We start from the raw sequence: 17,080 nt of genomic DNA, 5'->3' as shown, positions 1-17,080 counted from the left end.
TCCCGGCGCCCGCACGCGATCGGCGTGCACCGCAGCGGGGCAGCCGCATCGCGGGTCGCCGCGCATCGTCCTGCAACCGGCCCCGTCTCACCCGTTCTCCCCGGCGCCGCGCCGTTTCCCCGGCCGGCATCCCGAACCCGCCCGTCGAGGGCTTTCGCTATTCCGTTTATGTTTCGTTCCCTGACGACCCTGATCAAGAAGTGGCGCGCGTCGCGCAATGCCGGTCACCAGCTCGATGCGCTGCTCGCGCACGCCGACGCCGATGCGTCGTACGCCGAGCGCAGCGAATGGCTGATCGAGCTCGCGCACTGGCTGCGCCGCACCGGCACGATGCAGGCCGCGCAGGACACGCCGGCCGAGCGCGACGCCGATGCGCGCGCGTATCCGGCCCATGCGCGGCTGCGCTACCTGTTCCACATGCTCGATCGCAATCCCGCATGGAAAGCGCACGCTGCGCGCATCCTGCGCGGCGTCCTGCGCGAGTGCGACGGCATCTCGCTCCTGTGCGACGCCGGCATGCCCGTGCACTCGGGCTTCTTCGGCGCGCTGTTCGAGCGGATCGACTCGTCGCTGATCCCGCCCGCGCCGAACCGCCGCGAGCTATCGGCACTCTTCACGCTGATGTTCCCGACGCCGGAAGATGCGCAATGGATCGACGCGCTGCCCGACGACCTGCTCGCCCGCCTCGCCGAGCTGATCTCGTTCGACGTCACCGACGAGGAGCGCCACGAGCCGGGCTCGTTCTCGCGCGACCTGCTGGCCGCGCTGCACAACCTGACCTGCCAGATCAGCTCGACCGGCCTGTCGCAGACGGTGCGCAGCCGGCTCTCCGACGACGACGCGCGCAAGCCGCTCGAGACGCAGCCGTTCTACCGCCTCACGCGCGCGATGCTCGCGGTCGAGACCGCGCACGCGGCCGTCGAGGACGGTGGCGACCCGAGCAAGCTGCTGCACGAGGTGAACTACCTGCGCGTGCTGCTCGACGAATGCCGGATCGCCGTCGACGACGTGTTCTTGCACCTGTACCGCAACGGCGTGTCGGTCGACATCGTGTTCCAGGTCGAGCGGATGCGCATGCGCATCCTGCGCGCCGAGATGCTGCTCAACGCGTGGATGGCGCGCGACGACCTGCACGGGATGGCGCACCTGACGGCCGAACTCATCGACGCGAACCACAACAGCCAGAGCGTGTCGCACCTCGTGCGCAGCAACTTCTCGCTGTTCGCGCGCAAGCTCGTCGAGACCAACGCGGACACCGGCGAGCACTACATCTCGCGCGGCCGCGCCGAGTACCTGAAGATGCTGCGAATGGCCGCGGGCGGCGGCCTCGTCACCGTCGTGACCGTGTGCGTGAAGTTCGCGATCACGGGCGCGCACCTGCAGTCGATGCTCGAAGGGCTGCTCGCGGGCGTCAACTACGCGGCCAGCTTCATGCTGATGCACTTCCTGCACTTCACGCTCGCGACCAAGCAGCCCGCGATGACCGCGCCGACGCTCGCGCGCGAGCTCGACGACACCGGCCACGAGGAAGGCGTGAAGGCGTTCGTGTCGTCGGTGATCGCGCTGATCCGCACGCAGGCCGCCGCGATTTCCGGCAACGTGCTCGTCGTGCTGCCCGTGTGCCTGCTCGTGCAACTGTTCGCGGGCAACGTTCTGCACGCGAACCTGATTTCGCCGGAGAAGGCGCACGCGACGCTGCACTCGTTCTCGCTGCTCGGCCCGACGCCGCTCTACGCGGCGCTGACGGGCGTGCTGCTGTGGGCGTCGAGCCTGCTCGCGGGCTGGGCCGACAACTGGTTCGTGCTGCACCGGGTCGGCGACGCGCTCACGTACAACCGCCGGCTGCGCCTCACGCTCGGTGCGGCCGGCGCCGCGAAGCTCGCGCACTTCTGCCGGTCGAACGTTGCCGGCGTGGTCGCGAACGTCGGCCTCGGCCTGATGCTCGGCCTCATTCCGGCGATCGTCACCGTGTTCATGTTCCCGTTCGAGGTAAGGCACGTGACGCTGTCGGCCGGTTCGATCGGCATCGCGCTCGGCGTGCTCGGCAAGGACGCCCTCGGCACGCCCGAGCTGTGGTGGGCCGGCGCCGGCGTGCTCAGCATGGCGATCCTCAACGTGCTCGTGAGCTTCGCGCTCGCATTCACGATGGCCGTGCGCTCGCGCAGCCTGCGCCCGACCAAGGTGCGCGCGCTCGTCGCCGCGATCCTCCGCACGGTGCTGTCGAATCCGCTCGCGCTGTTCTGGCCGGGCAACGGCCAGGCCGCGCGCGCCGGCCAGCCGGGCTCGCACTGACCCCGCGGCGGCATGGCGGTGCCCGCCCGGGCGCCGCCGCGCCGGCCTCCCGGCACGCCTGCACGGCACCCGGGCCGGCACCGCAGCACCGAAACGCGACGCAACGCCGGCCCCGGCCGCCCGCGCCGCGTACAATGGTGGACTTTTGCACGTCCTCACCCGCCTTATGTCCTCGCCCACCCTGTACGAATTCTTCGCCCCCTGCCCGCGCGGCCTCGAAGCGGCGCTTGCCGCCGAGCTGGCCGAAATCGCCGGCCGCCACCTGAACGGCGCGCCGTTCACCGCGGGCGCGCAGGTGCCGGGCGGCGTCCACTTCAGCGGCGGCTGGGCCGCCGGCATGGCCGCGAACCTCCATTCGCGGATCGCAAGCCGGGTCCTGCTGAAGATCGCGCACCGCGCATACCGCAACGAGCAGGACGTCTACGCGCTTGCGCTCGAGCAGCCGTGGGAGCGCTGGTTCGCGGCGACGCAGACGCTGCGCGTCGACATCACCGCAATCAAGTCGCCGCTGAAGAGCCTCGAATTCGCGACGTTGCGCGTGAAGGACGCGATCTGCGACCGGATGCGCGACAAGACCGGCTCGCGCCCGAGCATCGACACCGGTGCGCCGGACGTGCGCGTGTTCGCATTCCTGACGGCGGGCGAGTGCACGCTGTACCTCGACACGTCGGGCGAGCCGCTGTTCAAGCGCGGCTGGCGTCTCGACAAGGGCGCGGCGCCGCTGCGCGAGAACCTCGCCGCCGGCATCCTGCGCCTGACGGGCTGGACGCCCGGCACGGCGCTGTACGACCCGATGTGCGGCAGCGGCACGTTCCTCGCGGAAGCCGCGCAGATCGCACTCGGCGTGGCGCCCGGCGTCGAGCGCCGGTTCGGCTTCGAGAAACTCAAGCAATACGACATCACCGCGTGGCAGGGGCTGAAGGTCCCGGCACTGGACGCGAAGCGCGCGGCGCGCGGCAAACGCGGCGAAGCGCTCGGCGTGTACGGCAGCGACATCTCCGGCGACATGCTCGAGAAGGCGCGCGCGAACCTCGAGCGCGCGGGCGTGCCGTCGGTGTGGCTCAAGCAGGTCGACGCGCGCGGGATGACGCCGCCGTGCGACGGCCCGGGCATCATCCTCGCGAACCCGCCGTACGGCGAGCGGATCGAGGTGCGCGGCCGCAGCGCGCGCGGCGAGGTGCGCGAGACGGGCCGCAACCGCGGCAACGACGACGCATTCCGCCGCACCCACACCGACGCGCCGGACAGCGAGTTCTTCAACGCACTCGGCGATGCGCTGAAGCAGCGCTTCACGGGTTGGCAGGCGTTCCTGCTGACGTCCGACCGTTCGCTGCCGGGCCAGTTGCGGCTGCGCGAATCGGCAAAGACGCCGCTGTTCAACGGCGCGCTCGAATGCCGGCTGTTCCGCTTCGACCTGATTGCCGGCAGCGTGAAAGCGCGCCCGGCCACGCCGGAAGGCGACGCGTAATCCGCATCATCGCCGCGATGGGGCCGCCGGTGCGGCTCCTCCGCGGCCACCGGAACGCCGCCGTTACCGCATCCGCGGCAACGGCGGCGTTTCGCTTCAGTGCTTCGAGCACTCCCGGCGCCCCATCGTGAACGGCAGCGCCTGCCCCGTCTCGAGCAACGTCTTGAGGCTCGACAGCACGACCGGCCACCCGCCGCGAATCCCGCGATCCATCTCCGAGCCCGGCAGCAGCCCGTCGTGCGTGACGGTCAGCTTCACGACGCCCTCGTGCGGCTCGACGAGATAGGTCACGCGCGATTCCTCGCCATCCCCCGACGGCGTACGCCACGTGACGACCAGCTTGCGTGGCGGATCGTGCTCGACCACTTCGCCGACGATGTCGACCCGCGACGGATCGTCGTAGTCCTGATGTTCCCAGCGCGAGCCCGGCCGCCAGTCGGGCGACGCGTTGCGATGCCGCACCCAGTAATCCTTCGTCAGCTCGGCGTTGGTCAACGCGTCGAACACGCGCTCGGGCGTCGATGCAATGAACGTCACGTACACAAAGGCGGGATTACTCATCGTTGCCTCCAGAATCGCCGGCCGCTTCCAGCCCGCGCTTGAGATCCGCCAGCGCCTGCAGGCGTTGACGCTCGAACTGGCCGATCCAGCGTTCTGCGATGTCGTGGATCGGCACCGGATTCAGGTAATGCAGCTTCTCCCTGCCGCGCCACGTCGTCGCGACGAGATTCGCAGCCTCCAGCAGCGCGAGATGCTTGCTCACGGCCTGCCGGCTCATCGCGAGCCCGTCGCACAGCTCGGACAGGGTCTGCCCGCTCTTCGCGCGCAGGAGGTCAAGCAACTGGCGGCGCGTGGCATCGGCCAGCGCCTTGAAAACGAGATCCATGCCGCTCCCGGGTCGATGACCTCATTATGCAACCAAACGGTTGCATGTCAAGGATGACAACTCTACTGACAATACGGTGTCAGCAGGCCGCGATCACACTGCAATCCCGGCGCAATGCAAGGCTGGTTTCCGCACCGAATCCGAATAACAACGTAACAAGGAGCTCGTCATGACGTCCGCAACTGCCACCGCCACCGCTACCCTGGAGCGCGCGATCGCGTGGTTCGACATTCCGTCCCTCGATTTCGACCGGGCGATCCGCTTTTACGAAGCCGTGCTGCAAACGACGCTGCAGCGCGAAGTCATCGGCGGCGTGCCGATGGCCACGTTCGACCGCGACGCATCGAGCACGGGCGGCAGCATCGTGTTCGATCCGCAGCAGATGAAGCCGAGCGCGAATGGCGTGCTCGTCTACCTGAACGCCGGCGAATCGGTCGTCGCGGCGCTCGAACGCGCGAAGCGTGCGGGCGGCGTCGTGCAGGGTTCGGTCGTCGAGCTGCCGAACAACTACGGCTACGTCGGCTACCTGATCGACACCGAAGGCAACCGCGTCGGCCTGCACGCGCCGAAATGCCACTGAGCGCAGCGGCCGGCCGGCTCGCGCGGCGCTATCATCGCGAAGTTCCCACCGCCGTTGGAGTCGAGGTGCCGTCATGACGCGCCGTGCCGACCGCCTGTTCCAGATCGCCGAGCTGCTGCGCGGGCGTCGTCTCACGACCGCACAGCAACTGGCCGACTGGCTGTCGGTGTCGCCGCGCACCGTCTATCGCGACGTGCGCGACCTGCAACTGTCAGGGGTGCCGATCGAAGGCGAAGCCGGCATCGGCTACCGGCTGAACCGCAACGCGAGCCTGCCGCCGCTCACGTTCACGGCCGAGGAGCTCGCGGCGCTCGCCACCGGCGCACGCATGCTCGAAACCTGGGGCGGTGCGCGCTTCGCGAGCGGCGCGCGCTCGGCGCTCGCGAAGATCGCGTCGGCCATGCCGGCCGACAAGCGCACCGCACTCGACCGCCTGCCCGTGTTCGCGCCGTCGTTCCACATCGACGAGACGTTTTGCGCGAAGGTCGACGCGATCCACCAGGCCATCGATACGCGCCACGTCGTCAGCTTCGGCTACCGCGACCGGCTCGGCGCGCATTCGCAACGCCGCGTGTGGCCGCTCGGGCTCGTCTACTGGGGCGGGCGCTGGACGATCGGCGCGTGGTGCGAGCTGCGCGGCGATTTCCGCACCTTCGACATCGCACGGATGGGCGACATCGTCGTGCACGAACAGTTTCCGGACATGGAAGGACGGCGGATCGCCGACTACATGCGGATCGCGGAAGCGCCGATGCGCTGACGCCGCACGACGGCGTGCGCACCGCGCGCCGCCGCCGTTCATGTTCCGGGCCGCCGTGCGGCCCCCGGCCTGCCTCTCCCTACTCGCCGAACACCACCGTCCGCTTCGGCCGCTCGTCGACGTGCAGCGAGAACACGTCGGGCCGCGCGTAATGCCCGACCACGTCGAAGTCGTAGCGCGCCCGCACGAGTTCATCGGTATCGACACGCGCGGTCACGAGCCCCGCTTCGCCGATCAGCGGCTCCGTCAGCAGGTCGCCGAGCGGCCCGACGATCACGCTGCCGCCGCGGATCAGCGGCCGCTCCGGATCCCATCCCGGCACGTCGATGCCGAGCGCGCGCGGCGACGGCTGCACCTGGCACGCACTGACGACGAAGCAGCGGCCCTCGTGCGCGATATGCCGCATCGAGCTCTGCCAGACATCGCGCTCGTCGACGGTCGGTGCGCACCAGATCTGCACGCCCTTCGCGTACATCGCACAGCGCAGCAGCGGCATGTGGTTCTCCCAGCAGATTGCGGCGCCCGCGCGGCCCGCGGCCGTGTCGACGACGGGCAGCGTCGAGCCGTCGCCCTGCCCCCAGATCAGCCGCTCGGTGCCGGTCGGCATCAGCTTGCGGTGTTTCGCGACGAGCCCGTCGCGCGGATCGAAGAACAGCGCCGTGCAGTAGAGCGTGCTGCCGCCGCGCTCGATCACGCCGACCACGAGGCTCGCGCCGGTGCGCTGCGACAACGCGGCCAGCTCGTCGGCTTCCGGCCCCGGCACGTCGATCGCCTGCGCGGCGTAGCGCGCATACGCGTCGCGGCCTTCGGGCAGCCGGTAGCCGAGCCGCGTGCCGAAGATCTCGCCTTTCGGATAGCCGCCGAGCACGGCCTCGGGCAGCACGACGAGCGACGCGCCGCTGTCGCGGATCGCGGTTTCGTAGCCGAGGATCGTATCGAGCGTGGCGCGCGTGCCGGCGGGCGATGCGCCGATCTGCAATGCGGCGATGACTGAAGTGGGCATGAAGGCGTCTCCGGTGAATGGGGTAACGCCATCTTTATCGATATGATGTCATCGATCAAATCGATAGAACGATAAGTGTCATGAATGCAGATGATATCGCCGGCCTCGACCTGAACCTGCTGAAGGTGTTCGAGGCGCTGTACGAGGAAGGCGGCGCGAGCCGCGCGGCGCTGCGGCTCGGCCTCACCCAGTCGGCGGTGAGCGCGGCGCTGGCGCGGCTGCGCGTGATCTATGCCGATCCGCTGTTCGTGCGCACCGGCCGCGGGCTCGCGCCGACGCCACGCGCGGACGAACTGAAACCGATCCTGTCCGACGCGCTCGACCGCTGCCGCGAAAGCCTCGCGATCGCGGCCGACGGCGGCGACCGCATCGGCCGCACGATCTCGATCGGGCTGTCGGACGACTTCGAGATCGCGCTCGGCCGCGCGCTGATCGATGGCGTCGCGCGGGAAGCCGCCGGCATCCGTCTGATCTTCCGGCAGACGCACAGCGGCATCGCCGGCGACGCGCTGCTGCGGCACGGCGTCGATCTCGCGATCGCATCGGGCGGCTTCTCGGCGAACGGGCTCAGCCGGCGTGCGGTCGCGACGGGCGGCTACGCGTGCCTGATCGATCCGGCCCCCCGCCCGCGGCCACCGCGCACGCTGACGCTCGCCGATTTCCTGCGGCGCGACCACCTGCTCGTGTCGTCGGGCGGCGTGATCGGGATCGTCGACGAGGCGCTGGCCACGCTCGGCCACAAGCGGCGCGTCGCGGCGTCGACCACGCATTTCGCCGCGTTGCCATACCTGCTCGCCGGCTCCGACGCGGTGGCCACGATTCCCGCGCACGCGGCGCGTGCGATCGCGCAATCCACGCCGCTGCGCGCGCTTGCATGCCCGGTCGACTTGCCGCACTACCCGGTCGAAATCGGCTGGCGCACGAGCACGCAGCGCGACCCGGCGATCGTGCGCGTCCGCGACACGATCGCCGCATGCGTCGCGCACCTCGTCGCACCATGAAAAAGGCCCGGCCGGTTTGCCCGCGAATCGAAGCGGGCAGCCGCGTTGCCGGCACGTGCGTCAGTCGACCGACTTCACCATGTCCTCGATGACCTTCTTCGCGTCGCCGAACACCATCATCGTCTTGTCCATGTAGAACAGGTCGTTGTCGAGGCCCGCGTAGCCGGCCGCCATCGAGCGCTTGTTGACGATCACCGTGCGCGCCTTGTACGCCTCGATGATCGGCATCCCCGCGATCGGCGATGCCGGATCGTTCTTCGCCGCCGGGTTCACGACGTCGTTCGCGCCGAGCACGAGCACGACGTCGACCTGGCCGAATTCGCCGTTGATGTCCTCCATCTCGTGCACGATCTCGTACGGCACCTCCGCTTCCGCGAGCAGCACGTTCATGTGCCCCGGCATCCGGCCCGCGACCGGATGGATCGCATACTTCACGTCGATGCCCTTCTCGATCAGCTTGTCGGTCAGCTCCTTCAGCGCGTGCTGCGCACGGGCCACTGCGAGCCCGTAGCCCGGCACGATCACGACCGTTTCCGCGTTGCCGAGCATGAACGACGCGTCTTCGGCCGAGCCGGATTTCACCGGACGCTGCTCCTTCGCACCGGCTGCCCCACCGGCCGCCGCCTCGCCGCCGAAACCGCCGAGGATCACGTTGAAGAACGAGCGGTTCATCGCATGGCACATGATGTACGACAGGATCGCGCCCGACGAGCCGACGAGCGAACCGGCGATGATCAGCATCGCGTTGTTCAGCGAGAAGCCGATGCCGGCCGCCGCCCACCCGGAATACGAGTTCAGCATCGACACGACCACCGGCATGTCCGCGCCGCCGATCGGGATGATGATCAGCACGCCGAGCACGAACGCGATCGCCGTCATGATGATGAACGGCAGCCACGACTGCGTGATGAAGAACAGGATGCCGAAGCCGAGCATCGCGAGCGCGAGCATCAGGTTGAGCAGGTGCTGCCCCGCATACACGACCGGCGCGCCCTGGAACAACCGGAACGTGTACTTGCCCGACAGCTTGCCGAACGCAATCACCGAACCGGAAAACGTGATCGCGCCGACGAACGTGCCGATGAACAGCTCGACGCGGTTGCCGTACGGGATGAAGCTCGACGACACCGCGTCCTGCGGCACGAGCCCGAACGCTTCCGGCTCCGACACCACCGCATACGCGATGCACACGGCCGCGAGACCGATCAGCGAGTGCATCGCCGCGACGAGTTCCGGCATCTTCGTCATCTCGACGCGCGCGGCGACGAACGCACCCACGCCGCCGCCGACGATCAGCGCGCCGAGCACCAGCGCGAGGCCGAGCGGCAGGTTCGCGCCGAGCCACGCGGCCTGCTTGACGATCAGCGCAATCGTCGTGAGGATCGCGATGGCCATCCCGGCCATTCCGAACAGGTTGCCGCGCCGCGCGCTCTTCGGGTTCGACAGGCCTTTCAGCGCCTGGATGAAGCACACCGACGCGACGAGGTACAGCAGCGTGACGACGTTCATGCTCATCGCGCGCCCTCCTTGCCACCCTCGGCCTGCCTGGGCGCCTTCTTGCGGAACATTTCCAGCATGCGCCTCGTCACGAGGAAGCCGCCGAACACGTTGACGGCCGCGAGCGCGACCGCGAGCGTGCCGAACACCTTGCCGGTCACGCCGACGGTGAGCGCCGCCGCGAGCATCGCGCCGACGATCACGATCGCCGAGATCGCGTTGGTCACGGCCATCAGCGGCGTATGCAGCGCCGGCGTGACGTTCCACACCACGTGGTACCCGACGTACACCGCAAGCACGAAGATGATCACGTTGATCACCGTGTGATTGATGACTTCCATGGTCTCCTCCTCTCCCCGGTTACTTGTGCGCGACTTCGCCGTCGCGGCACAAGAGCGTCGCGGCGACGATGTCGTCGGTCAGGTCGATGTTGAGCGTGCCGTCCTTCGTGACGATCAGCTTCATGAAGTCGAGCAGGTTGCGCGCATACAGCGCCGACGCGTCCGATGCGACCATCGACGCGAGATTCGTGTAGCCGGCGATCGTCACGCCGTCGTGCACGATCACCTGGTCGGCGACCGTCAACGGGCAGTTGCCGCTCCTGCGGCCGTCGAATTCCGGGCCGCGGCCGGCCGCGAGATCGACGAGCACCGAGCCCGGCTTCATCGACTGCACGGTTTCAACGGAGATCAAGGTCGGCGCCGGGCGCCCGGGAATCAGTGCAGTCGTGATCACGATGTCGGCCTGCTTCGCGCGCTCGTGCACGAGCGCGGCCTGGCGGCCGAGCCACGACGGCGGCATCGGGCGCGCATAGCCGCCCACCCCCTGCGCAGCCTCGCGCTCTTCGTCGGTTTCGTACGGGACATCGAGGAATTTCGCGCCGAGCGACTCGATCTGCTCCTTCACGGCCGGCCGCACGTCGGACGCCTCGATCACCGCGCCGAGGCGCTTCGCGGTCGCGATCGCCTGCAGGCCCGCGACGCCCGCGCCGAGGATCAGCACGCGCGCGGCCTTCACGGTGCCCGCGGCCGTCATCAGCATCGGAAAGAAGCGCGGATACAGCGCCGCGGCAACCAGCACGGCCTTGTAGCCCGCGATGTTCGCCTGCGACGACAGCACGTCGAGACTCTGCGCGCGCGTCGTGCGCGGCGCGGCTTCGAGCGCGAAGCCCGTCACGCCGGCCGCGGCGAGTTTTGCCGCCTGCTCGCCGTTGAACGGCTCGAGCATGCCGACCAGCACGGCGCCGCGCTTGAGCAACGGCAGTTCGGCGTCGGTGGGCGCCTGGACCTTCAGCACGATGTCGGCATCGAAAGCGGCCGACTGGCCGGTCAATTCGGCACCGGCGGCCGCGTAAGCCTGGTCCGGATAACTGGCCGCGATGCCGGCTCCTTTCGCGATACTGACGCGATGGCCGGCCGCCGCGTATTTCTTCACGGTTTCCGGCGTCGCAGCCACGCGCGCCTCGTTCGCCCGCGTTTCAGCAGGCACGCCAATATGCATCGTCGGTCCCTCCAGTCGTTGCCAGTATTTCGTTTCTTGCGATTTCTGCTGCACAGCGAGCCGGGCAGGCTGACTACCGGCTCACGAGCAATGGCATTCATCATCCACTTTAGGCGAAAGCGATGGCCGTACCAGCACGCTCCGCACGATCGTGCGAGATTGCGACGCCAGGCCGTCCGGTGTCGCCGCGCATCGGCGGGACAGACGAGTTTCGAGGGTCGGATTCGTTTAGCGCACCGACCGGCAGTATTCGGGCGCAACCGGTAAAATGCCGAACCATGAAACCCGAAATCTGGACCCCGCATGTGACGGTCGCCGCGCTCGTCGAGCACGCCGGCCGCTTTCTCGTGATCGAGGAAGAAACCTCGTCGGGCCTGCGCATCAACCAGCCGGCAGGCCATCTCGAAGCCGGCGAAACGCTGGCCGACGCCGTGATCCGAGAGACGCTCGAGGAAACCGCGCACCCGTTCACGCCCGACGCGCTCGTCGGCGTCTATCTGGCGCACTACGACCGTCCCGGCACCGCCGGTGCAACCTATTTGCGCTTCACGTTCTGCGGCACGGCCGGCGAGCCGATCGCGGGCCACGCGCTCGACGACGGCATCGTCCGCACGCTGTGGATGAGCGCCGACGAACTGCGCGCGTGCCACGAGCGCCACCGCTCGCCCGCGGTGATGCGCTGCGTCGACGATTACCTTGCCGGGCGGCGCATTCCGCTCGATTTCGTGCACACGCATTCGGTCGCGCCGCGCCCCGAAGCATTCGAACGTCAGGCGGTCAACAAATGAGCAAGCGCCGTGTAGTGGTAGGCATGTCGGGCGGCGTCGATTCGTCGGTGACCGCGTGGCTGCTGAAGGAACAGGGCTATGACGTGGTCGGCCTGTTCATGAAGAACTGGGAAGACGACGACGACGGCGAATACTGCTCGACGCGCCAGGACTGGATCGACGTCGTGTCGGTGGCCGACCTGATCGGCATCGACGTGGAAGCCGTCAACTTCGCGGCGGAATACAAGGATCGCGTGTTCGCCGAATTCCTGCGCGAATACTCGGCCGGCCGCACGCCGAACCCCGACGTGCTGTGCAACGCCGAAATCAAGTTCAAGGCGTTCCTCGATCACGCGATGTCGCTCGACGCGGAAATGATCGCGACCGGCCACTATGCGCGCGTGCGCGAGCGCGACGGGCGTTTCGAACTGCTGAAGGCTTTCGATCATACGAAAGACCAGTCGTACTTCCTGCACCGGCTGAACCAGGCGCAACTGTCGAAGACGATGTTCCCGCTGGGCGAGATCCCGAAGACGAAGGTGCGCGAGATCGCCGCGCAGATCGGGCTGCCGAACGCGAAGAAAAAGGATTCGACGGGTATCTGCTTCATCGGCGAACGGCCGTTCCGCGATTTCCTGAACCGCTATCTGCCGACGAAACCCGGCCCGATGAAGACGCCGGACGGCAAGGTCGTCGGCGAGCACATCGGCCTCGCGTTCTACACGTTCGGCCAGCGCAAGGGCATCGGCCTCGGCGGCAGCAAGAGCGGCAACGGCGATCCGTGGTTCGTCGCCGCGAAGGACATCGCGTCGAACACGCTGTACGTCGTGCAGGGCCACGATCATCCGTGGCTGCTGTCGCGCGGGCTCGTCGCCGGCAACGTGAGCTGGGTCGCCGGCGAACCGCCGGCCGACGGCTTCGCCTGCGGCGCGAAAACGCGCTACCGGCAGGCCGACGCGGCGTGCGCGTTCGGCGCCGCCACGCCCGGCCCGGCAGGCGAAGCGCGCTTCTCGCTCGCGTTCGACGACGCGCAGTGGGCCGTCACGCCCGGCCAGTCGGCCGTGCTGTACGACGGCGAGATCTGCCTCGGCGGCGGGATCATCGAATCCGCGGCTGCCGCCCCGGCGGACGGCCACGCGCGCTCGCTCGCCGAAGCACGCTGACACCTATTCGGTTTAGACTTGCGGCTCGCCGCGTCCGGCGGAACACGATTCCGTCGCGGCCGGCGTGCCGCCGCGCAGCGTACGCATGGCGGTATTTCAAAATGCAGGGTCTATTCATGTATGGAACGCGCATGCGTTGCCACGAGAAGGGCCGCTCGCGACGCCGCGAGCGGCCCTTCTCGTGGCAACCCCAAATTTACAAATTCATTCCACGGGAATAGACCCTAGGAGTCCCCATGCTTTCACGACGCTATCTGGCGATGTGGTGTGCCGTCCTGCTGCTCGTCGCAGCAGCCGCGCTCGCCTCGATCCACGTGCTCTCCTGGTTCTGGATCGTTCTCCCCGCCGCCCTCGTCGCGCTCGGCCTGTACGACCTGAAGCAGGACCGCCACGCGATCCTGCGCAACTATCCGCTCTGGGGCCACTTCCGCTTCCTGTTCGAATTCATCCGACCTGAAATCCGCCAGTATTTCGTCGAGGACGACACCGACGAGAAGCCGTTCTCGCGTGCGCAGCGCAGCCTCGTCTACCAGCGCGCGAAGAACGTCGCCGACAATCGTCCGTACGGCACCGAGCTGAACGTGAAGGCCGTCGCGCACGAATGGATCAGCCACTCGCTCGCGCCGACGAAACTGCCGAACCACGATTTCCGCGTCCGCGTCGGCGCGAATCGCGCGCAACCGTACGACATTTCGATCTTCAACATCTCGGCGATGAGCTTCGGCTCGCTGTCCGCGAACGCGATCCGCTCGCTGAACCTCGGCGCGAAGAAAGGCGGTTTCGCACACGACACGGGCGAAGGCTCGCTGTCGAAGTACCACCGCGAGAACGGCGGCGACATCATCTGGGAAATCGCGTCCGGCTACTTCGGCTGCCGCAACGACGACGGCACCTTCAATCCCGACAAGTTCGCGAAGCAGGCCGCCGATCCGCAGGTCAAGATGATCGAGGTCAAGCTGTCGCAGGGCGCGAAGCCCGGTCACGGCGGTGTGCTGCCGGCCGCGAAGATCACGCCGGAGATCGCCGAGACGCGCGGCGTGCCGATGGGCAAGGACTGCATCTCGCCCGCGACGCACTCGGAGTTCTCGACGCCGCGCGGGCTGCTCGAATTCGTCGAGCGGCTGCGCACGCTGTCGGGCGGCAAGCCGACCGGCTTCAAGCTGTGCGTCGGCCATCCGTGGGAATTCTTCGGGATCGCGAAGGCGATGATCGAGACCGGCATCGTGCCGGACTTCATCGTCGTCGACGGTGCGGAAGGCGGCACCGGCGCGGCGCCGCTCGAATTCACCGACCACGTCGGCGTGCCGCTGCAGGAAGGGCTGCTGCTCGTGCACAACACGCTCGTCGGGATCGGCGTGCGCGATCGCGTGAAGATCGGCGCGAGCGGCAAGATCATCACCGCGTTCGACGTCGCCCGCACGCTCGCGATCGGCGCGGACTGGGTGAACTCGGCGCGCGGCTTCATGTTCGCGGTCGGCTGCATCCAGGCACAGACCTGCCACACGGGCCGCTGCCCGACCGGCGTCGCCACCCAGGATCCGGTGCGCCAGCGCGCGCTCGTCGTGCCGGACAAGGCCGACCGCGTGTACAACTTCCACCGCAATACCCTGCACGCGCTGCAGGAACTCGTGCAGGCGGCCGGCCTGTCGCATCCGTCGGAGCTGCGCGCGCATCACATCGTGCAGCGCATCGCGCCGCACGAGGTCCGGCTGATGTCGCAGTTGCTGAAGTACCTGAAACCCGGCGCACTGCTCGACGGCAACACCTGCGGCTTTACGCTGTACGACAAGTGGTGGCCCATTTCGCGCAGCGATTCGTTCACGCTCGGCGAGGCCGTGTACGCGTCGATCGAATGAAGCGCGCAACCGCCCCCCGCTGCGGGGCGGCCCGGCAAAAAGAAAAGCGCCCCGCGGGGCGCTTTTCTTTCGTCTGCCGAATGCGTGAATGCGCCGCGTGCGGCTCAGTTCTGCGGCGGCGTATCGGTGAACGACGGCCGTTGCAGCAGCTTCACGAAGTGCTTGTCGAGGTTCGGATGGCGATCGCGCCAGTTGAGCTCGGGCATCCGGAAATCGAGATAGCCGAGCGCGCAGCCAAGTGCGATGTCGGCGAGCGTGTAATGATTACCGACGCACCACGTCTTGCCGCCGAGCCCCTGCGACATCGCGACGAGGCCGTCGTCGATCTTGCGTTGCTGGCGCGCGATCCAGCTCGCACTGCGCTGCGCCTCGTCGCGCATCGTATGCTCGACGCGAATCGCGACTGCCGCGTCGATCACGCCGTCGCCCAGCGCTTCCCAGCAGCGCACTTCGAGGCGCTCGCGGCCCGACGGCGGAATCAGCTTGCCGACCGGCGACAGCGTGTCGACGTATTCGCAGATCACGCGGGAATCGAACACCGCGGCACCATCCTCCATCACGAGGCACGGGACCTTGCCGAGCGGATTCGATGCATGAATATCCGTCTCCGGCGCCCACACGTTCTCGAGCTCCAGCTTGTAGTCGATCTTCTTTTCAGCCAGCACGATCCGCGCCTTGCGGACGTACGGGCTGCTGAGCGAACCGATTAATTTCATCATCTGCCTTTTTAAGGGAACCGCCGAGAGTATACGTTGTCGCCGATCATAACCGGCCCGCGTCGCGCGACAGAAAATCGCCCGGACGGCCTGTGGATGGTTTGCAACAACCGCCGCGCGGGCCTTCCGGCACGGCTTCCCGCCCCTCTCTCACGCGCGGCGTCCCGCAGCGCTACAATCGCACGATGAATGCGCCCCTCGATACCGCCATCGCCGTCGACGTCTACCGCCAGCGCCGTGAACGCGTGCTTGCCGCACTGCGTGCCGCGGGCGGCGGCGTCGCTATCGTCCCCACCGCACCCGAAGTGCCGCGCAACCGCGATACGGACTATCCGTACCGGTTCGACAGCTACTTCCACTACCTGACGGGCTTCGGCGAGCCGGATGCCGTGCTCGTGCTGAACGCGGCCGCGCCGCACGGCGCGCCGGAGTCGATCCTGTTCTGCCGCGGCAAGAATGCCGATCGCGAGATCTGGGAAGGCTTCCATTACGGGCCCGAAGCGGCGCGCGACGCGTTCGGCTTCGACGCGGCGTTCGCGGTCGACGTGATCGACACCGAGATGCCGCGCCTGCTCGCCGACTCGGGCACCGTGCACTACCGGTTCGGCGCATCGGCCGATTTCGAGCGCCAGCTCGCGGGCTGGGTCGACGCGGTGCGCGCGCTGGCGCGCACGGGCGTCGCCGCACCGGACGCGATGCTCGACCTCACGCCGCTGCTCGACGACATGCGGCTCGTGAAGGACGCGCACGAGCTCGCGATCATGATGCGCGCCGCACACATCTCCGCGCTCGCGCACCGCCGCGCGATGCAGGCGTGCCGCCCCGGCATCCGCGAATACGAACTCGAAGCCGAGCTGCTGTACCTGTTCCGCAAGCACGGCGCGCAGTCGCCAGCGTACGGTTCGATCGTCGCGGCCGGCGCGAATGCATGCGTGCTGCACTACCCGGCCGGCAACGCGGCCGCGCGGGACGGCGACCTGATCCTGATCGACGCCGCCTGCGAACTCGACGGCTATGCGTCGGACATCACGCGCACGTTCCCGGCCAACGGGCGCTTCTCGCCCGCGCAGCGCACGCTGTACGACATCGTGCTCGCCGCTCAGCAGGCCGCGATCGACGCGACGCGTGCGGGCGTGCCGTTCGAGGCGCCGCACGACGCCGCCGTACGCGTGCTCGCGCAGGGGCTGCTCGACACCGGCATCATCCCGACAACACGCTTCTCGAACGTCGACGACGTGATCGCCGAGCGTGCGTACACGCGCTTCTACATGCACCGCACCGGCCACTGGATCGGCATGGACGTGCACGATTGCGGCGACTACCGCGAGCGGCTCGCCGAGCGCGACGGCAACGGCGCGCTGCCGTGGCGCACGCTGAAGGCCGGCATGACGCTGACGGTCGAACCCGGCCTGTACGTGCGCGCCGCCGACGACGTGCCGCCCGAGTACTGGAACATCGGCATCCGCATCGAGGACGACGCAATCGTGCGCGAGCACGGCTGCGAGCTGATCACGCGCGGCGTGCCCGTCGCGGCGGACGAGATCGAAGCGCTGATGCGCGCGGGCGCATGACCGGCTGCCGCCCACCGTTA

Annotated in this window: 16 protein-coding genes; 9 read left to right on the top strand and 7 right to left on the bottom strand. The window is 68.3% G+C overall.

Annotated elements, in window-relative coordinates:
* The first annotated feature begins 168 nt into the window (after window positions 1–168).
* Together B7G54_RS26410 and B7G54_RS26405 are read left to right on the top strand one after the other, a co-directional pair.
* Window positions 169–2,292 (top strand): site-specific recombinase, encoded by a 2,124-nt coding sequence (locus B7G54_RS26410; protein WP_085041756.1) that lies wholly within the window; start codon window positions 169–171, stop codon window positions 2,290–2,292.
* A 166-nt stretch (window positions 2,293–2,458) separates the two neighbouring features.
* Window positions 2,459–3,760, top strand: a complete 1,302-nt coding sequence (locus B7G54_RS26405; protein WP_085041755.1) for a THUMP domain-containing class I SAM-dependent RNA methyltransferase — start codon at window positions 2,459–2,461, stop codon at window positions 3,758–3,760.
* Between the two features lie 96 nt (window positions 3,761–3,856).
* Here the strand turns inward: B7G54_RS26405 and B7G54_RS26400 are convergent, their stop codons facing one another.
* Window positions 3,857–4,321, bottom strand: a complete 465-nt coding sequence (locus B7G54_RS26400) for an SRPBCC family protein (protein WP_085041754.1) — start codon at window positions 4,319–4,321, stop codon at window positions 3,857–3,859.
* On the bottom strand, window positions 4,314–4,646 hold the full coding sequence (locus B7G54_RS26395; RefSeq protein WP_085041753.1) for an ArsR/SmtB family transcription factor: 333 nt from the start codon (window positions 4,644–4,646) through the stop codon (window positions 4,314–4,316). The genes B7G54_RS26400 and B7G54_RS26395 overlap by 8 nt, the downstream gene beginning before the upstream one ends.
* A gap of 169 nt (window positions 4,647–4,815) precedes the next feature.
* On the opposite strand from B7G54_RS26395, the gene B7G54_RS26390 reads away from it, so the two are divergent.
* Window positions 4,816–5,226, top strand: coding sequence for a VOC family protein (locus B7G54_RS26390; RefSeq protein WP_085041752.1), 411 nt, complete (start codon window positions 4,816–4,818; stop codon window positions 5,224–5,226).
* A 73-nt stretch (window positions 5,227–5,299) separates the two neighbouring features.
* Complete coding sequence (locus tag B7G54_RS26385; RefSeq protein WP_085041751.1) at window positions 5,300–5,986, top strand: helix-turn-helix transcriptional regulator; 687 nt, start codon at window positions 5,300–5,302, stop codon at window positions 5,984–5,986.
* A gap of 79 nt (window positions 5,987–6,065) precedes the next feature.
* Here B7G54_RS26385 and B7G54_RS26380 read toward each other — a convergent pair whose 3' ends face one another.
* Window positions 6,066–6,989 (bottom strand): carbon-nitrogen hydrolase family protein, encoded by a 924-nt coding sequence (locus tag B7G54_RS26380; protein WP_085041750.1) that lies wholly within the window; start codon window positions 6,987–6,989, stop codon window positions 6,066–6,068.
* Between the two features lie 80 nt (window positions 6,990–7,069).
* Between B7G54_RS26380 and B7G54_RS26375 the strand changes: the two genes are divergently transcribed.
* Window positions 7,070–7,990, top strand: coding sequence for a LysR family transcriptional regulator (locus B7G54_RS26375; RefSeq protein ID WP_085041749.1), 921 nt, complete (start codon window positions 7,070–7,072; stop codon window positions 7,988–7,990).
* Between the two features lie 60 nt (window positions 7,991–8,050).
* Here B7G54_RS26375 and B7G54_RS26370 read toward each other — a convergent pair whose 3' ends face one another.
* Genes B7G54_RS26370 through B7G54_RS26360 form a run of 3 tightly spaced genes read right to left on the bottom strand, consistent with a single transcriptional unit; the run spans window position 8,051 to window position 10,987 of the window.
* On the bottom strand, window positions 8,051–9,505 hold the full coding sequence (locus tag B7G54_RS26370; RefSeq protein WP_085041748.1) for an NAD(P)(+) transhydrogenase (Re/Si-specific) subunit beta: 1,455 nt from the start codon (window positions 9,503–9,505) through the stop codon (window positions 8,051–8,053).
* Window positions 9,502–9,828, bottom strand: a complete 327-nt coding sequence (locus B7G54_RS26365) for an NAD(P) transhydrogenase subunit alpha part 2 (RefSeq protein ID WP_085041747.1) — start codon at window positions 9,826–9,828, stop codon at window positions 9,502–9,504. Before B7G54_RS26365 ends, B7G54_RS26370 begins: the two co-directional genes overlap by 4 nt.
* Before the next feature lie 19 nt (window positions 9,829–9,847).
* Entirely contained in the window at window positions 9,848–10,987 is a 1,140-nt protein-coding gene (locus B7G54_RS26360; protein ID WP_085041831.1) for a Re/Si-specific NAD(P)(+) transhydrogenase subunit alpha, read from the bottom strand.
* Between the two features lie 278 nt (window positions 10,988–11,265).
* Between B7G54_RS26360 and B7G54_RS26355 the strand changes: the two genes are divergently transcribed.
* From B7G54_RS26355 to B7G54_RS26345, 3 genes are all read left to right on the top strand, one after another.
* Window positions 11,266–11,775 (top strand): NUDIX hydrolase, encoded by a 510-nt coding sequence (locus B7G54_RS26355; protein ID WP_085041746.1) that lies wholly within the window; start codon window positions 11,266–11,268, stop codon window positions 11,773–11,775.
* Window positions 11,772–12,917 (top strand): tRNA 2-thiouridine(34) synthase MnmA, encoded by a 1,146-nt coding sequence (gene mnmA, locus B7G54_RS26350; RefSeq protein ID WP_085041745.1) that lies wholly within the window; start codon window positions 11,772–11,774, stop codon window positions 12,915–12,917. The genes B7G54_RS26355 and mnmA overlap by 4 nt, the downstream gene beginning before the upstream one ends.
* A gap of 236 nt (window positions 12,918–13,153) precedes the next feature.
* On the top strand, window positions 13,154–14,773 hold the full coding sequence (locus tag B7G54_RS26345) for an FMN-binding glutamate synthase family protein (RefSeq protein WP_085041744.1): 1,620 nt from the start codon (window positions 13,154–13,156) through the stop codon (window positions 14,771–14,773).
* A 104-nt stretch (window positions 14,774–14,877) separates the two neighbouring features.
* Here the strand turns inward: B7G54_RS26345 and B7G54_RS26340 are convergent, their stop codons facing one another.
* Window positions 14,878–15,492: a glutathione S-transferase family protein gene (locus B7G54_RS26340; RefSeq protein ID WP_085041743.1), complete on the bottom strand. Its 615-nt coding sequence runs from the start codon at window positions 15,490–15,492 to the stop codon at window positions 14,878–14,880.
* A gap of 182 nt (window positions 15,493–15,674) precedes the next feature.
* On the opposite strand from B7G54_RS26340, the gene B7G54_RS26330 reads away from it, so the two are divergent.
* On the top strand, window positions 15,675–17,060 hold the full coding sequence (locus B7G54_RS26330) for an aminopeptidase P N-terminal domain-containing protein (protein WP_085041742.1): 1,386 nt from the start codon (window positions 15,675–15,677) through the stop codon (window positions 17,058–17,060).
* The last annotated feature ends 20 nt before the right edge of the window (window positions 17,061–17,080 follow it).

The organism is Burkholderia puraquae (assembly GCF_002099195.1).
GTDB classification, from domain to species: Bacteria; Pseudomonadota; Gammaproteobacteria; order Burkholderiales; family Burkholderiaceae; genus Burkholderia; species Burkholderia puraquae.
The sequence above is the reverse complement of the archived record's forward strand: the minus strand, read 5'-3'. Positions and strand labels throughout refer to the sequence as shown.

Coding starts and splice junctions, on each gene's coding strand:
- B7G54_RS26365 (WP_085041747.1), bottom strand. CDS start 9,828: ATGGAAGTCATCAATCACACGGTGATCAACGTGATCATCTTCGTGCTT.
- B7G54_RS26395 (WP_085041753.1), bottom strand. CDS start 4,646: ATGGATCTCGTTTTCAAGGCGCTGGCCGATGCCACGCGCCGCCAGTTG.
- B7G54_RS26400 (WP_085041754.1), bottom strand. CDS start 4,321: ATGAGTAATCCCGCCTTTGTGTACGTGACGTTCATTGCATCGACGCCC.
- B7G54_RS26345 (WP_085041744.1), top strand. CDS start 13,154: ATGCTTTCACGACGCTATCTGGCGATGTGGTGTGCCGTCCTGCTGCTC.
- mnmA (WP_085041745.1), top strand. CDS start 11,772: ATGAGCAAGCGCCGTGTAGTGGTAGGCATGTCGGGCGGCGTCGATTCG.
- B7G54_RS26410 (WP_085041756.1), top strand. CDS start 169: ATGTTTCGTTCCCTGACGACCCTGATCAAGAAGTGGCGCGCGTCGCGC.
- B7G54_RS26340 (WP_085041743.1), bottom strand. CDS start 15,492: ATGATGAAATTAATCGGTTCGCTCAGCAGCCCGTACGTCCGCAAGGCG.
- B7G54_RS26380 (WP_085041750.1), bottom strand. CDS start 6,989: ATGCCCACTTCAGTCATCGCCGCATTGCAGATCGGCGCATCGCCCGCC.
- B7G54_RS26375 (WP_085041749.1), top strand. CDS start 7,070: ATGAATGCAGATGATATCGCCGGCCTCGACCTGAACCTGCTGAAGGTG.
- B7G54_RS26385 (WP_085041751.1), top strand. CDS start 5,300: ATGACGCGCCGTGCCGACCGCCTGTTCCAGATCGCCGAGCTGCTGCGC.
- B7G54_RS26405 (WP_085041755.1), top strand. CDS start 2,459: ATGTCCTCGCCCACCCTGTACGAATTCTTCGCCCCCTGCCCGCGCGGC.
- B7G54_RS26355 (WP_085041746.1), top strand. CDS start 11,266: ATGAAACCCGAAATCTGGACCCCGCATGTGACGGTCGCCGCGCTCGTC.
- B7G54_RS26360 (WP_085041831.1), bottom strand. CDS start 10,987: ATGCATATTGGCGTGCCTGCTGAAACGCGGGCGAACGAGGCGCGCGTG.
- B7G54_RS26330 (WP_085041742.1), top strand. CDS start 15,675: ATGAATGCGCCCCTCGATACCGCCATCGCCGTCGACGTCTACCGCCAG.
- B7G54_RS26370 (WP_085041748.1), bottom strand. CDS start 9,505: ATGAGCATGAACGTCGTCACGCTGCTGTACCTCGTCGCGTCGGTGTGC.
- B7G54_RS26390 (WP_085041752.1), top strand. CDS start 4,816: ATGACGTCCGCAACTGCCACCGCCACCGCTACCCTGGAGCGCGCGATC.